This window comes from Arthrobacter bussei (assembly GCF_009377195.2).
In the GTDB taxonomy this organism is placed as follows: Bacteria; Actinomycetota; Actinomycetes; order Actinomycetales; family Micrococcaceae; genus Arthrobacter_D; species Arthrobacter_D bussei.
Genome location: NZ_VJXX01000005.1, coordinates 212,895 through 227,042 on the forward strand (window position 1 = coordinate 212,895; position 14,148 = coordinate 227,042).

The 14,148-nt window shown below is 70.2% G+C and carries 14 protein-coding genes; 12 read left to right on the forward strand and 2 right to left on the reverse strand.

What is annotated here, in order from left to right; translation table 11 throughout:
• Positions 1–16 precede the first annotated feature (16 nt).
• Genes miaB through dapF form a run of 3 tightly spaced genes read left to right on the forward strand, consistent with a single transcriptional unit; the run spans position 17 to position 3,434 of the window.
• A complete protein-coding gene (gene miaB / locus FNH21_RS14245) occupies positions 17–1,540 on the forward strand; it encodes a tRNA (N6-isopentenyl adenosine(37)-C2)-methylthiotransferase MiaB (protein WP_338403295.1) in 1,524 nt (507 codons plus the stop codon).
• Positions 1,537–2,457: a tRNA (adenosine(37)-N6)-dimethylallyltransferase MiaA gene (gene miaA, locus FNH21_RS14250; protein WP_191932003.1), complete on the forward strand. Its 921-nt coding sequence runs from the start codon at positions 1,537–1,539 to the stop codon at positions 2,455–2,457. Before miaB ends, miaA begins: the two co-directional genes overlap by 4 nt.
• A gap of 44 nt (positions 2,458–2,501) precedes the next feature.
• Positions 2,502–3,434 carry a diaminopimelate epimerase gene (dapF, locus tag FNH21_RS14255; RefSeq protein WP_191932019.1) on the forward strand — a complete coding sequence of 311 codons (933 nt, stop codon included), beginning with the start codon at positions 2,502–2,504 and terminating at the stop codon, positions 3,432–3,434.
• A gap of 73 nt (positions 3,435–3,507) precedes the next feature.
• Here dapF and FNH21_RS14260 read toward each other — a convergent pair whose 3' ends face one another.
• Positions 3,508–4,116, reverse strand: coding sequence for a class I SAM-dependent methyltransferase (locus tag FNH21_RS14260; RefSeq protein ID WP_152816719.1), 609 nt, complete (start codon positions 4,114–4,116; stop codon positions 3,508–3,510).
• Between the two features lie 121 nt (positions 4,117–4,237).
• Between FNH21_RS14260 and hflX the strand changes: the two genes are divergently transcribed.
• Both hflX and FNH21_RS14270 read left to right on the forward strand, forming a co-directional pair.
• The gene (gene hflX, locus FNH21_RS14265; RefSeq protein WP_152816720.1) at positions 4,238–5,815 is read left to right on the forward strand and encodes a GTPase HflX; all 1,578 of its coding nucleotides are present in this window, start codon (positions 4,238–4,240) and stop codon (positions 5,813–5,815) included.
• A complete protein-coding gene (locus tag FNH21_RS14270) occupies positions 5,808–7,889 on the forward strand; it encodes an ATP-dependent DNA helicase (protein ID WP_152816721.1) in 2,082 nt (693 codons plus the stop codon). The genes hflX and FNH21_RS14270 overlap by 8 nt, the downstream gene beginning before the upstream one ends.
• Positions 7,890–8,042: 153 nt before the next feature.
• Here FNH21_RS14270 and lexA read toward each other — a convergent pair whose 3' ends face one another.
• Positions 8,043–8,753, reverse strand: a complete 711-nt coding sequence (lexA, locus tag FNH21_RS14275) for a transcriptional repressor LexA (protein ID WP_191932020.1) — start codon at positions 8,751–8,753, stop codon at positions 8,043–8,045.
• Between the two features lie 380 nt (positions 8,754–9,133).
• On the opposite strand from lexA, the gene FNH21_RS14280 reads away from it, so the two are divergent.
• The 7 genes from FNH21_RS14280 to FNH21_RS14310 all read left to right on the forward strand — a co-directional run bounded on the left by FNH21_RS14280 (position 9,134) and on the right by FNH21_RS14310 (position 14,127).
• A complete protein-coding gene (locus FNH21_RS14280) occupies positions 9,134–9,631 on the forward strand; it encodes a LysM peptidoglycan-binding domain-containing protein (protein ID WP_152816723.1) in 498 nt (165 codons plus the stop codon).
• A gap of 104 nt (positions 9,632–9,735) precedes the next feature.
• Positions 9,736–10,830, forward strand: a complete 1,095-nt coding sequence (locus FNH21_RS14285) for a histidinol-phosphate transaminase (protein ID WP_191932004.1) — start codon at positions 9,736–9,738, stop codon at positions 10,828–10,830.
• A 138-nt stretch (positions 10,831–10,968) separates the two neighbouring features.
• Positions 10,969–11,586, forward strand: a complete 618-nt coding sequence (gene hisB, locus FNH21_RS14290) for an imidazoleglycerol-phosphate dehydratase HisB (protein WP_152816724.1) — start codon at positions 10,969–10,971, stop codon at positions 11,584–11,586.
• Positions 11,583–12,221, forward strand: coding sequence for an imidazole glycerol phosphate synthase subunit HisH (gene hisH / locus FNH21_RS14295; RefSeq protein ID WP_055772465.1), 639 nt, complete (start codon positions 11,583–11,585; stop codon positions 12,219–12,221). Before hisB ends, hisH begins: the two co-directional genes overlap by 4 nt.
• 4 nt (positions 12,222–12,225) lie before the next feature.
• Complete coding sequence (locus tag FNH21_RS14300; RefSeq protein WP_191932005.1) at positions 12,226–12,384, forward strand: hypothetical protein; 159 nt, start codon at positions 12,226–12,228, stop codon at positions 12,382–12,384.
• A gap of 61 nt (positions 12,385–12,445) precedes the next feature.
• A complete protein-coding gene (priA, locus tag FNH21_RS14305; protein ID WP_055772462.1) occupies positions 12,446–13,204 on the forward strand; it encodes a bifunctional 1-(5-phosphoribosyl)-5-((5-phosphoribosylamino)methylideneamino)imidazole-4-carboxamide isomerase/phosphoribosylanthranilate isomerase PriA in 759 nt (252 codons plus the stop codon).
• On the forward strand, positions 13,201–14,127 hold the full coding sequence (locus FNH21_RS14310) for an SseB family protein (protein ID WP_191932006.1): 927 nt from the start codon (positions 13,201–13,203) through the stop codon (positions 14,125–14,127). Before priA ends, FNH21_RS14310 begins: the two co-directional genes overlap by 4 nt.
• The last annotated feature ends 21 nt before the right edge of the window (positions 14,128–14,148 follow it).

The window sequence follows — 14,148 nt, forward strand, 5'->3', positions numbered from 1 at the left end:
CGTCGCCGTCGGTCCCATCGATCTCGAACCAGCCGGAGCACCTTCCGCCGTGCCGGTATCGCACCGCACGTACGAGGTGCGCACCTTCGGCTGCCAGATGAATGTCCACGACTCCGAGCGGATCTCGGGCCTCCTCGAGGACTCGGGCCTCAGCCGGAACGAGGACGGGCAGGCCGATGTCGTCGTCTTCAATACCTGCGCCGTCCGCGAGAACGCGGACAACAAGCTGTACGGCAATCTCGGGATGCTCAAGGCGATCAAGGAGCAGCGACCGGAGATGCAGATCGCCGTCGGGGGTTGCCTCGCGCAGAAGGATCGGGAGACCATCCTCGCCAAGGCCCCCTGGGTGGACGCGGTCTTCGGAACCCACAACATCGGCGCCCTGCCCGCCCTGCTCCAGCGGGCCCGCCACAATCAGGACGCACAGCTCGAGATCCTGGAATCGCTCGACGTGTTCCCGTCCACGCTTCCGACGAAACGCGAATCCGTCTACGCGGGCTGGGTCTCCATCTCGGTCGGGTGCAACAACACCTGCACCTTCTGCATCGTGCCCGCCCTGCGCGGGAAGGAGCGCGACCGCAGGCCGGGGGAGATCCTCGCCGAGATCGAGGCGCTCGTGGCGGACGGTGCCGTCGAGGTCACGCTGCTCGGGCAGAACGTCAACTCCTATGGTGTGGAGTTCGGCGACCGCGGTGCCTTCGCCAAGCTGCTCCGCGCCTGCGGGTCCATCGAGGGGCTCGAGCGCGTGCGCTTTACCAGCCCCCACCCTGCAGCGTTCACCGATGACGTCATCGAGGCGATGGCGGAGACGCCGAACGTGATGCCGCAGCTGCACATGCCGCTGCAGTCGGGCTCGGACCGGATCCTCAAGGCGATGCGCCGCTCGTACCGGTCCTCACGGTTCCTCGGCATCCTCGACCGAGTGCGTGTGCGCATGCCGGACGCGGCGATCTCCACGGACATCATCGTCGGCTTCCCGGGCGAGACCGAGGAGGACTTCCAGGCCACCCTCGACGTCGTGGAGCGGTCCCGCTTCGCGACGGCCTTCACGTTCCAGTACTCGAAGCGGCCGGGTACGCCTGCTGCCGATCTTCCCGACCAGTTGCCGAAGGCCGTGGTGCAGGAGCGCTTCGAGCGGCTCACCGCCCTCCAGGACAGCATCGCGCGCGAGGAGAACGCCCGCCAGGTCGGCCGCTCTGTCGAGGTGCTCGTGACCGATCAGCAGGGCCGGAAGGGCAGCGAGACGCACCGCCTGACCGGTCGGGCCCGCGACCAGCGGCTCGTCCACTTCTCCGTGCCCGAGGGAGCACCCGCACCGCGGCCGGGCGACCTCGTCACCGTGCCCGTCACCGAGGCCGCGTCGTTCCACCTGCTCTCGGACCCGAGCCTTGAACAGTACGTCCTCCGCCGATCGCGGGCAGGAGACGCCTGGGACCGGAGCCAGGCCGACTCGTGCGGTGTCCCCACCGCAGGGGACGGGTCCGTCCGGGCCGTGTCCCTCGGCATGCCGGCCCTCCCCGTCAGGGCGAGCGCCTTGTGATCCTGCCCGTGGTCGCCTTGGTTGGCCCGACCGGATCAGGCAAGTCCGAGCTCGGGGTGGCACTTGCACACCGGCTGGGCGGGGAAGTGATCAATGCCGATGCGCTGCAGTTCTACCGCGGCATGGACATCGGCACGGCGAAGCTCCCCGTCGAGGACCGCCGGGGCGTCGAGCACCATCTCCTCGACGTCCTCGATGTCACGCAGGAAGCCTCCGTGGCGGCCTACCAGCGGGACGCACGGAGTGCCGTCGACGAGATCCGCAGCCGTGGACTGGTCCCCGTGCTCGTCGGCGGCTCGGGGCTCTACCTCCGGGCCGCCCTCGATCGTCTCGACTTCCCTCCCACCGATCCGGCGGTCCGCTCCCGGCTGGAGGCGGAACTGCTCGACGGCGGCCGCGCGCCCTTCCGCGAGCGGCTCCGGGCCGTCGATCCCGTATCCGCTGGTCGCATCGAGGACGACCGCCGTCTCGTCCGGGCGCTGGAGGTGCACGAGGTCAGCGGGCGGCCCTTCAGCTCCTTCATGCCGACGCGTGAATATCATCGCCCGGCCGTTCAGATCGGCTTGGCAGTGGACCGTGGTCTCCTGCGTGAGCGTCTCGGGGAGCGCGTCCACGGCATGGTCCGCCTCGGGCTGCGCGGGGAGGTCGAGCGACTCGCGGCGAGCGGACTGCGTGAAGGGCGGACGGCATCGCGCGCGCTGGGCTACGGCCAGTTCCTGCGGGTCATCGACGGTGGGATGACCGAGGCCGAAGCCGTCGACGAGACCATCGCCGCCACGCGCCGCTTCGCGAAGCGTCAACTGACCTGGTTCCGGGGGGACCCCAGGATCACGTGGCTGGACGCGCAGCAGGAGAGCCTTGTCGACGACGCCGCCGCCCTGGTGCGGTCCCGCGGGGACCTATCCTTGGAAGCGTGACCGACTTCCGCAGCGAAACCGAACCAGCCCGAGGCACCCATCCGGTGGACGCCGCCGTCGCAGGCTCCTCCGGACTCACCTTCACCAAGGGCCATGGCACGGGCAACGACTTCATCCTCGTACTCGACCCCGACGGCCTCGCACCGACGGACGGCCCTTTTGTCGCAGCCCTGTGCGACCGGCACCGCGGTATCGGCGCGGACGGCTACATCCGCGCGGTCCGTTCGTCCTCGCTCCCGGAGGGCCGAGCTCTCCTGCAGACCGAACCCGCCGCGGAATGGTTCATGGACTACCGCAACGGCGACGGGTCCGTGTCGGAGATGTGCGGCAACGGCGTCCGCGTCTTCGCCCACTTCCTCCTCCAGATGTCCGTCGCGCACCTGCCCGAGGGCGGAGAACTGGCCATCGGTACGCGCGCGGGCGTCAAGCGCGTGGCACGGTCCGGCGACGGGTACGCGGTGGACATGGGCCCGTGGGAGTTCATCGTGCCCGATGCCGCCGTGTCTCGGGGCATGGACTCGCTCGTCGCCGTCGGCGGGCTCGACGTCGATCGTCCTGGCCTGTCGATCAGCATGGGCAACCCGCACACCGTCGTCGCGCTGGCGGAGTACGAGGAACTCGGCAGGACGGACCTGAACAGGGCGCCGGTCGTCGATCCGGTGCCTCCGCTCGGCACCAATGTGGAACTGGTCGTCCCGTCCGATCCGCTGGTGGGGGACGACGGCGTAGGTCGCCTGACCATGCGGGTGCACGAGCGGGGTGTCGGAGAGACGCAGTCCTGCGGGACCGGAGCCTGCGCCGCGGCAGCGGCGACGCGCTTCTGGGCAGGGCCCACCGCGCCGGCGCAATGGCTCGTCACGGTACCCGGGGGTGTGGTCGGCGTGACCTTCTTCGACGGGCCGGAGGGTCGGGAGCACGTGCAGCTCAGCGGGCCGGCCGTCCTCGTGGCCCACGGCACCCTCCTGAACGGCTCCTGAACAGCCAGCCCGGTGTACCGCGGTCGCGGGTGATTGTGAGTCCGGCCCTGGACGGGCCGGACCGGCAGGGACGTCAGTCCGCCCGGTGGACCTCGATGATGCGGAAGGACTTGGACGTCTCGGCGCGCCGCACCGTGAAGCCGGTGGGCAGTTCGTCCGCCAGCCACCGCTGCAGTGAGTCGGCGCCCAGATTCTTCTGTACCACCAGCCAGGCATGCCCGCCCGGGGCGAGCCGGGGAATCCAGCGGAGCAGCAGCGCGTGGAGCTCCTGCTTGCCGATACGGATCGGCGGATTCGACCAGATGGTGTCGAACTCGAGGTCCGGATCGACGTCGTCGGGCTTCGCGCCCGTGATGTTCGTCAGGCCGAGGCGTGCCGCATTCTCGGCGGTGAGCGCGAGGCACCGCTCGTTCACGTCGACCGCGAGAACCGACGCCTGCGGAGCCCGGAGCGCCAGGGTCAACGCGATCGGGCCCCACCCGCACCCGATGTCCAGCAGCCGCCGCCCCTCGGGAGCCGGCACGCCGTCGAGGAGGATCCGCGTGCCCTTGTCGATGCCGTCGGGACTGAAGATTCCCGACGAGGTCACGAGCTCGCGCCGTTCGCCGGCGAGGACGACCGACAGGGGTTTGCGTGTGTCCGGACCGGACGGCTGCGCGCTGAAATAGTGCTGGGACTCCATGGGGAAAGCCTAGTGGCAGCCTGCAGGCAACCGGTGCGGCCTGGATTTCGCGCTGGGAGAAGAGCCTGTGTCCGTCGTCGTGCGTGGACGTAGAATTGACGTACTGATAACTAGGGAGACCATGACCACGAACAACGGACATTCCACCGGAGCCGACATGGGCCCGGAGGAGATCCAAGCCGTCATCGATCGGATTCTCGCCAGCGACGAAGCTGCCGTGGCGAAGACGAAGGGCGGTACGCCCGAGCAGGGTGCCGCGCCCACGGAGAAGACCTGGCGATCGCGGGCGCTCGCCCTTTCGGACGGGGACGAGGCGTCGGACGCCGACGGGGACCAGCAGGATCTCGCCGAACGCCGCGCCCTGCGCCGCGTCGCGGGACTCTCCACGGAGCTCGAGGACGTCACTGAGGTCGAATACCGCCAGCTGAGGCTCGAGCGCGTCGTCCTCGCCGGTCTCTGGAGCGAGGGCACGGCGCAGGACGCCGAGAACTCGCTGCAGGAGTTGGCGGCCCTCGCCGAGACAGCAGGTTCCGAGGTCCTGGACGGGATCGTCCAGCGCCGGCTCAAGCCGGACCCCGGGACGTTCCTCGGTTCGGGCAAGGCACAGGAGTTGAAGGACATCGTGCAGGCCACGGGCGCGGACACCGTGATCGTGGACAGCGAACTCTCGCCGTCCCAGCGGCGCGGCCTCGAGGACATCGTCAAGGTGAAGGTCATCGACAGGACCGCCCTCATCCTCGACATCTTCGCGCAGCACGCCAAGTCCCGCGAGGGCAAGGCGCAGGTGGAACTGGCCCAGCTCGAGTACCTCCTGCCGCGTCTGCGTGGCTGGGGCGAGTCGATGTCCCGCCAGGCCGGTGGCCAGGTCGGCAGCGCCGGGGCAGGTATGGGATCGCGCGGACCGGGTGAGACGAAGATCGAGCTCGATCGACGCAAGATCCGCACCCGCATGGCGAAACTGCGCCGGGAGATCGCGGCGATGAAGCCTGCCCGGGAGACCAAGCGGTCCAACCGCCGCCGGAACCAGGTGCCGTCCGTGGCGATCGCCGGGTACACGAACGCCGGGAAGTCGTCGCTCCTGAACCGCCTCACCGATGCCGGCGTGCTCGTCGAGAACGCGCTGTTCGCGACTCTCGATCCGACCATCCGACGCACCGAGACGCCGGACGGGATCGGCTACACCCTCGCCGACACCGTCGGCTTTGTCCGCTCACTGCCCACCCAGCTGATCGAGGCCTTCCGGTCCACCCTCGAGGAGGTCGCGGACTCGGACCTCATCCTGCACGTCGTCGATGCCTCCCACCCTGATCCCGAGGGGCAGATCGCCGCGGTCCGCGCCGTCCTGACCGAGGTCGAGGCACGGAACGTCCCCGAGATCATCGTGCTCAACAAGGCCGATGCCGCCGATCCTTTCGTCATCGAGCGACTGCGTCAGCGGGAGCCTCGCTCCGTGGTCGTCTCCGCCCGGACCGGTGCGGGCCTGACCGAGCTGCGGCAGCTGATCAGCACGAGCATCCCGCGCCCCGGGGTGAAGCTGGACCTGATGGTGCCCTACGAGCACGGCGAGATCGTCAGCCGCCTCCACGAGGAGGATGCGGAGATCCTCGGGATGGAGCACGTCGACGAGGGGACCCGCCTCGAGGTGATGGTCCGTGAGGGCCTGGCAGCCGAGCTGGAGCCGTACGTCCGGCATGAGTGACAGCACGCGGTCCGGCGCCGTCGTTGCGGCGCCGGACGCGGCTCGCCCTTCCCGGGAATCACGCCACGCGCTCGAGCTCCTCGACACCGCCGTCTCCGCCATGGGCGGGGAGATGCGCTCGGGTCAGCACGAGATGGTGCGCCAGGTCAGCGAGGCGATCCACTCGGGTGACCACCTGCTCGTCCAGGCAGGCACGGGGACCGGCAAGTCGCTCGCCTATCTGGTACCCCTGATCGCCCACGCCATGGACAGCGATCGACCGTCCGTCGTGTCGACGGCGACGCTCGCCCTCCAGGCACAGATCGTGGGCCGGGACCTGCCCCGCCTGCTGGACGCGGTCCGGCCCGCGCTCGCCCGGCCGGTCGACGTCGCGCTGCTCAAGGGACGCTCGAACTACGTCTGCCTGCACAAGACCGGCGGGGGATTCCCCGAGGAGGATGCGCCGGACACGCTCTTCAGCCTCGGCGAGGACGCGGCTCCCCACCCGGCTCCCGCCGCCGGTGCGGGCGGAGTCGCCTCGGCTCTGGGCCGCGAGGTGGTCCGGCTCCGGGAGTGGGCGGAGGAGACGGAGACGGGTGACCGCGACGACCTCGTGCCCGGCGTCAGCGATCGCGCCTGGCGGCAGGTGTCCGTCTCCAGCATGGAGTGCCTCGGCGCCGCGCGCTGCCCCGTCGCCCAGGAGTGTTTCAGCGAGAAGGCCCGCGCCGCGGCGGCCGACGCCGACATCATCATCACGAATCACGCCATGCTGGCGATCAGCGCCTTCGAGGGACTCGCCGTGCTGCCCGAGTACGACGTCGTCGTGATCGACGAGGCGCACGAGCTCCACGACCGCGTCACCGGGGCCGTCTCCGGTCAGCTCTCCGCCGCCATGGTCAGCACTGCGGCGACCGGCCTCAGGCGCCATGCCTCCGTTGCGACGACAGCGCTCGATTCCGCCGCCAGCGCCTTCGAGGCGGCGTCCGAGCTGGTCTCCTCGGGCCTGCTCGCCGGCGGGCTCCCGGACGATCTGGAGCGGACCCTCGCCCAGGTCCGCGACGCGGCTCGCGCCGCCCTCTCCGACACCAAGACGGACGGGAAGTCCGAGGCCGATGCGGACGGCGGGCGCCAGATGGCGCGGTCCCGCGTCACGCTCGTGTTCGACCTGGCCGAGCGCATCCTCGCGGCGTCGGACGCGAAGGAGGTGGTGTGGGCGTCGAGGCCCAGCAGCTTCACGCCCGGATCCGGTTATTCACCGGCGGACGAGAGCGCGCCGGCGACGCTCAACGTGGCGCCGCTCTCGGTGGCCGGGCGGCTCCGCGAAGGGCTCTTCGAGGACCACACGGTGATCCTGACGTCGGCGACCCTGGCCATCGGGTCCGAATTCGGCCCCGTCGCCGGGTCCCTGGGTCTGAGCGGTCCGGGCGCGCCGGCGTGGACCGGCGTGGACGTGGGCAGTCCGTTCGACTACCCCCGCCAGGGCGTCCTGTACGTCGCCAAGGACCTGCCGAAACCCGAGCGCGGGACGTCGGACGCGCAGCTCGAGGAGCTGCTGGTGCTGCTCAAGGCGTCGCGGGGCGGAGCACTGGGGCTCTTCTCGTCCAAGCGGGCCGCCGAGGAAGCCGCGGAGGCACTGCGCCCGAAGGTGGACTTCGAGATCCTCTGCCAGGGGGAGTCCTCCCTCAACGCCCTGGTCACGCAGTTCGCCGAGGAACAGGACACGTGCCTGTTCGGCACCATGTCGCTCTGGCAGGGCGTCGACGTGCCGGGGGAGTCCTGCCGGCTCGTCGTGATCGATCGCATCCCGTTCCCGCGGCCGGACGATCCGCTGATGACGGCGCGCACCAGGGACGTCGCCCGGAACGGCGGCAACGGGTTCATGAGCGTGTCGGCCACGCACGCGGCGGTCCGCCTCGCCCAGGGAGCGGGACGCCTGATCCGTGCGACCGGTGACCGGGGGGTCGTCGCGGTGCTGGACAGCCGCCTCGCCACGGCGCGGTACGGCGGGTTCCTCCGGGCAGCGCTGCCGCCCTTCTGGGCGACGACGGACCGGGCCACGGTCACCGGCATCCTCGAGCGGATCTCGGGGCGCTGAGGCCTCCGGGCCGGGTGTGCTCAGGCGGGTCTCGGCGTGTTGAGGCCTCATGCCCGGGCGGCGCGGGGTGCCGGCGGGCAGGGCCCTACCGGCAGGTGCCCGGGCACCCTCGCCCACCATTCGGCGGGCGGCTCCCACCCCGGTCGGAACGGGCTAGAGCGCCCGCATCACCGAGACGACCTTGCCCATGATGCTCGCGTGGTCGCCGAGGATCGGCTCGTAGCGGGTGTTCTGCGGCAGGAGCCACGTGTGGCCGTCGCGCTGGCGGAAGGTCTTGACCGTCGCCTCGTCGTCCAGCAGGGCAGCCACGATGTCGCCGTTCTGGGCGCTCTGCTGACGCCGCACCACCACCCAGTCGCCGTCGCAGATGGCGGCGTCGACCATCGAGTCCCCGGAGACCCTGAGCATGAACAGATCGCCGTGGCCCACGAGCTGCCGGGGGAGGGGCATCACGTCCTCCACCACCTGATCGGCGAGGATCGGGCCACCCGCCGCGATGCGGCCGACGAGCGGCACGAGCGCCGTGTCGACGGCGAACTGCTGCTCCGGGGCCGTGCCTGACGCGGAGGAGCCCCCGTCACTCGGCGTCTCCGCAGCAAGTGTCAGCGGCAGCAGGACCTCCATGGCACGGGGCCGCTTCGGGTCGCGCCGCACATAGCCGAGGCGCTCGAGCTGCGACAGCTGGTGCGTGACGCTCGACAGGCTCGCCAGACCGACAGTGTCGCCGATCTCCCGCATGGACGGGGGATACCCCTTGTCGGCGATCGACCGCTGGATGGTCTCCAGGATGGTCAGCTGGCGGGCCGTCAGTCCTTTGGACACGGACCGGCCGCGCGGCCTGCCGCGGCTCGGGCTGAGGGGCACGACGTCGGTCGGGGCGTCGACGGTGTTCGAATCCTGTCGAGCTGCCGGTGTTCGTTCCGCCACGGTGAGCCTTTCGCCTGGGACTGTCCGTCCCGTCGGTTCCGCCCTCCCGCCTCCGGTTGTCCCGGAAGCGATTGTGTCAGTGGCGGGTGATTGTCTTGGGTTCATCGGGGCCGCCGTTGCGCGGAAGCAGCGACGTCACCGGTGTTCTCCTGTCACGTTCACGCTAGGACAGACCGGGGCACTTATCAAACATATGTTCGAGCGAGTCTCGACAGCGGTCGTCACTGAGTGCTAGAAATAGGACCAGACGAATTAGAACATGTGTTCGAACACGCTGATCGGGCGCGTCCGTACATTCGAAGAAAGTGGGAATGGACATGGCTGAAGCAACAGTTCTGCACGGCAGCACGGCGCTGTGGGCGCTGACGCCTGCACGGGCGGCATCCCATCTCCGGGTCGTTCCCTCGACGTTCGACGCCGATCCTGCCCGGGTCCGTACGTCCACGCAGCGGACTGCGGGCTTCTCGGGTTCCGAAGGCACCGTCACCGACACGTCGCCGGCAGCACGGCCTCTCACCCTGACGAGGCGCGGCCGCCTGCTGCTGGTAGGCCTGCCCATCGCCCTCGGTGTGGCGGCGCTGGTCCTCCTCGGAGCGTTCCTCACCTCCCAGGCGCAGGCGGGGGTGGACGCTCCTGCGCCGTCCGCCGTCGTCCAGGTCGACGTCGCGGCGGGCGAGACACTCTGGGACCTGGCCGTTCAGTACGCACCGGAGCGTGACACGCGTCAGGTCGTCGGCGAGATGGTCGAGCTGAACAATCTGGGCACGTCGGTGATCCACGCCGGCCAGAGCCTCTCCATCCCGTCCCGGGGCTGAATCGCTTCTTCCAGATGCCCGGAGGTGCCGACCCCACGGCTCGGTGCTCCTGACCCACTCCGGTCGCATTCGTCGGCGGAGAGGCCTTCCCTTAAACTGGGCGAGTGCCTTCAACCGTCGATGCCCTAGCAAACCTGCCCCTCCGCGATGATCTCGTGGGGCTGCACCCGTACGGCGCACCGCAACTCGATGTCCCCGTCCTCCTGAACGTGAATGAGAACACCTTCGGCGTTCCGGCCGATGTGCACGCCGCGATCGTCGCCGCCGTGGATGCGGCCGCGCAGGGATTGAACCGTTATCCGGACCGTGAGTTCACGGAGCTGCGGACGAACCTCGCGCGCTACCTCGGCCACGGGCTCACGCCGGACCAGCTCTGGGCGGCCAATGGTTCCAACGAGGTGCTGCAGCAGATCCTCCAGGCGTTCGGTGGGCCGGGGCGGACGGCGATCGGCTTTCCTCCCACCTATTCGATGTATCCGCTGCTGGCCAGTGGAACCGGAACGCGGTACGTCACCGCGCCCCGCGACGCCGCCTATGCCATGACGCCTGACGCCACGGCGCGCGCCGTGCAGGACTCCGGTGCCAACGTCGTGTTCCTCTGCTCCCCGAACAACCCGACCGGGACCGCGCTCGGGCTGGATGTCGTCGAGGCGGTCTACGAGGCAGGGAAGGATTCCCGGGCGATCGTGATCGTGGACGAGGCCTACGGCGAGTTCGCCCAGACGGGGACGGCCAGCGCCCTGACCCTGCTGCCCGGCCGGCCCCGGTTGCTCGTCTCGCGAACCATGAGCAAGGCGTTCGCCCTGGCCGGGGCCAGGATCGGTTATCTTGCCGCCGCACCGGAGATCGCCGACGCCCTCCGCCTGGTGCGCCTCCCGTACCACCTCTCCGCGATCACACAGGCGGCGGCCAATGCGGCCCTGACCCACGCCACCACGCTGCTGTCCAATGTCGAGGCGATCAAGGTGCAGCGGGACCGGATCGTGGTGGAACTGCAGGCGCTCGGGCTGACGCCGGCGCCGTCGGACGCGAACTTCGTCTTCTTCACGGGCCTCGAGAACCCGCACCGTGTCTGGGAAGGCCTGCTGGAGGCCGGGGTGCTGATCCGTGACGTCGGCATACCGGGGTCGCTGCGGGTGACGGCCGGGACCGAGGAGGAGACGACCCTGTTCCTCTCGGCGCTGAAGAACCTCCTGTAGGGCTTCGCGGCCCCGCCTGTTCTCCTAGACTTGAGGGGCAGGATCGCGGCACCCGTCCAGTGGGCGGAGCCGGGCCGCCCCCTGCGCCTGATTCGTCGACCAGCGCCCGGAAGCCCGGCAGCGCACAGAAGGAATGACATGACTGCAGATGCCCCCCGCGGCCGCACGGCCCGGATCGAGCGCGTCACCAGTGAGTCCAGCGTGCTCGTGGAACTGGACCTGGACGGCACCGGCGTGTCCACCATCGACACGACGGTCCCGTTCTTCGACCACATGCTCACGGCGCTGTCCAAGCACTCACTCATCGACCTCACCATCCGCTCGTCCGGCGACACGCACATCGACGTCCACCACACCGTGGAGGACACTGCCATCGCGATCGGCGAGGCCCTGCTCGTCGCGCTCGGCGACAAAGCCGGGATCCGCCGCTTCGGCGAGGCGACCGTCCCGCTCGACGAGGCGCTGGCGAACGCCGTCGTGGACATCTCCGGCCGCCCCTTCCTCGTTCACGGCGGAGAGCCCGCGGGTCAGGAGTACCACCTGATCGGCGGGCACTTCACGGGGTCGCTGACGCGCCACGTGCTGGAGGCGATAGCGCTGCACGCCCGGATCTGTCTCCACGTCACGGTGATCGCCGGCCGGGATCCCCACCACATCGTCGAGGCACAGTTCAAGGCCGTCGCCCGGGCGCTCCGCGCCGCCGTCGAGCCCGACCCGCGGGTCGAGGGCATCCCGTCCACCAAGGGGGCCCTGTGAGCGCGCGGACCGTTACCGTCCTGGACTACGGCTCCGGCAACGTCCGTTCGGTGGTGCGTGCCCTCGAGCACGTGGGCGCGGAGGTCCTCCTCAGCGCCAAGCCGGACGACGTCCTGAACGCCGACGGGCTGCTGGTCCCCGGGGTGGGCGCCTTCCAGGCCGTCATGAAGGGCCTGAAGGACGTCGATGCCCTGCGCATGATCGGCCGCCGGGTCGCCGGAGGCCGGCCGGTACTCGGCATCTGCGTCGGGCTCCAGGTCCTGTTCGACGAGGGGGTGGAGCACGGTGTGCGTACGCCAGGGATGGCCGAGTGGCCCGGAGTCGTCGAGCGGCTCAAGGCCGACGTCGTCCCGCACATGGGGTGGAACACCGTCCAGGCACCGGAGGACACCGTCCTGTTCGACGGCATCCGCGACGAGCGCTTCTACTTCGTCCACTCCTACGGCGTGCAGGACTGGTCCTTCGACGTGACGCAGCCCGCCATGAAGCCTCCCCAGGTCACGTGGTCGAACCACGGTGGTCCGTTCATCGCCGCCGTCGAGAACGGACCCCTCAGCGCCACCCAGTTCCACCCCGAGAAGTCGGGTGACGCAGGGGCGCACCTCCTGCGGAACTGGATCGACGGCCTGCGGTGACCGCGTGCTGAGCCTCGTGCTCATGGGGGTGGCCGGCGTCCTGATCGGTGGTGCCTTCTCGCTCCGGGGGCAGGACTTCCCCCGATGGGTCTGGATCGCCTTCCTCGTCCTGGCGGGCCTCTCGCTCGTCGCCGCCTACCTGTTCACCCTTCCCGGCGACTGACCGGGCATCCGTCCATCGACCCCGTGGTCCTCCCGTACCGACGAAAGCAGACACCGCACCCATGAGCCCCTTCACCGAATCACCCACGCTCGAACTCCTTCCGGCCGTCGACGTCGCCGACGGCCAGGCCGTGCGCCTCGTGCAGGGCGAAGCCGGTAGCGAGACCAGCTACGGCGATCCGCTCGACGCCGCCCTCGCCTGGCAGGAGGCAGGCGCCGAGTGGGTGCACCTGGTCGACCTCGACGCCGCTTTCGGGCGCGGTTCGAACAAGGACCTCCTCGAGCGCGTGGTCCGCAACCTCGACATCAAGGTGGAGCTCTCGGGCGGTATCCGGGACGACGTCTCACTGGATGCCGCGCTGGAACTGGGCGCGACGCGCGTCAATCTGGGCACCGCAGCGCTCGAGAACCCCGAGTGGACCCAACTCGCCATCGCGCGCTACGGCGACGCCGTCGCCGTTGGCCTGGACGTCCGCGGCACCACGCTCGCGGCCCGCGGCTGGACCGAGGAGGGTGGTGACCTGTGGGAGGTGCTGCAGCGGCTCGAGGATGCCGGCTGTGCGCGATACGTGGTCACCGACGTGACGAAGGACGGAACCCTGCGCGGACCGAATCTCGAACTCCTCCAGCAGGTCCTCGCCCGGACCACACGACCCGTCGTCGCCTCCGGCGGCATCTCGAGCCTCGACGACATCGCAGCACTGCGGGACCTCGTGCCGCACGGTCTGGAGGGCGCGATCGTCGGGAAGGCGCTCTACGCCGGCGCCTTCACGCTCCCGCAGGCCCTCGACGTGGCGGGAATGCCCGGCGCAGACGCGTGACGGCCAGGCGCCTCCCCGCACATATCGCCGCGGCCCTCGCCGGCCGTCAGGACGGCCCCGACGGCGGGAACACCGCGGACTCCGCGGGCCGTCCATGGGCCGGACGGGACCTGTCCGGTCCTGACAACCCACTCCACGCGTTCGACGACGACGACGGGTCCGCCGATCCAGGGCTGGTCGCGGCCGTGGCTGGACTGCTCGGGGGCCCGGCGGCGACGGAAGGGCCGGTGGACCAGCCGGGTCCGGGTGAGCGCCGGGTCCTCGCAGCACTCGCAACGGCGCGCGTCTTCATCCCGATCGTCGCGCAGCTCACCGTCACGGGGGAAGCGGAAAATGCGGCCGGGTCCGCAGTACCGCAGGGCGCTCTGCACTCCGACAAGGAAGCGGACATGGCTCTCGTGACGCTCACGGCGCCCGACGGCCGGAAGGCGCTGCCGGTCTTCTCGTCCACCGGGGCCCTGGAGCGCTGGCATCCGGAGGCACGGCCCGTCGCGGCCTATGCCTCCAGGGCTGCCCTCGCGGCGGCCGCCGACGGCGCCGAGCTGCTGGTGCTCGATCCCGGCGCCGCACTGACCGTGGTCGTCCGACGCCCAGCGGTGTGGGCACTGGCCCAGCAGGTCGCCTGGACGCCGTCCTACGAGGACCCTGCACTGGTGACGCTCGTGGAGACCGCCGCCGCCGGTCAGGAAGAGATCCTGTCGGTGGCTCTCCGGCCCGCCGCAGGCGTCCTCAGCCGGGCTGCCGACGGTAGCATTGCCTCCGGAGGAGGGCCAGGCCCGGAACTCCGGATGGACGTGCGGCTACGACCGGGCCTGCCCGCGGAGGGCGTCCGCGAGGCCGTCACCGCCCTCAGGTCCACCCTTCTGGGTCTCCCGGATTTCGTGGAACGGGTCGACTCGCTCGACATCAAACTCATGGGCTGACGGGAGTGTCGGCCAGGAAGA

Coding starts and splice junctions, on each gene's coding strand:
- FNH21_RS14280 (WP_152816723.1), top strand. CDS start 9,134: ATGGCTGAAGCAACAGTTCTGCACGGCAGCACGGCGCTGTGGGCGCTG.
- priA (WP_055772462.1), top strand. CDS start 12,446: ATGAGCCCCTTCACCGAATCACCCACGCTCGAACTCCTTCCGGCCGTC.
- hflX (WP_152816720.1), top strand. CDS start 4,238: ATGACCACGAACAACGGACATTCCACCGGAGCCGACATGGGCCCGGAG.
- FNH21_RS14260 (WP_152816719.1), bottom strand. CDS start 4,116: ATGGAGTCCCAGCACTATTTCAGCGCGCAGCCGTCCGGTCCGGACACA.
- FNH21_RS14270 (WP_152816721.1), top strand. CDS start 5,808: ATGAGTGACAGCACGCGGTCCGGCGCCGTCGTTGCGGCGCCGGACGCG.
- hisB (WP_152816724.1), top strand. CDS start 10,969: ATGACTGCAGATGCCCCCCGCGGCCGCACGGCCCGGATCGAGCGCGTC.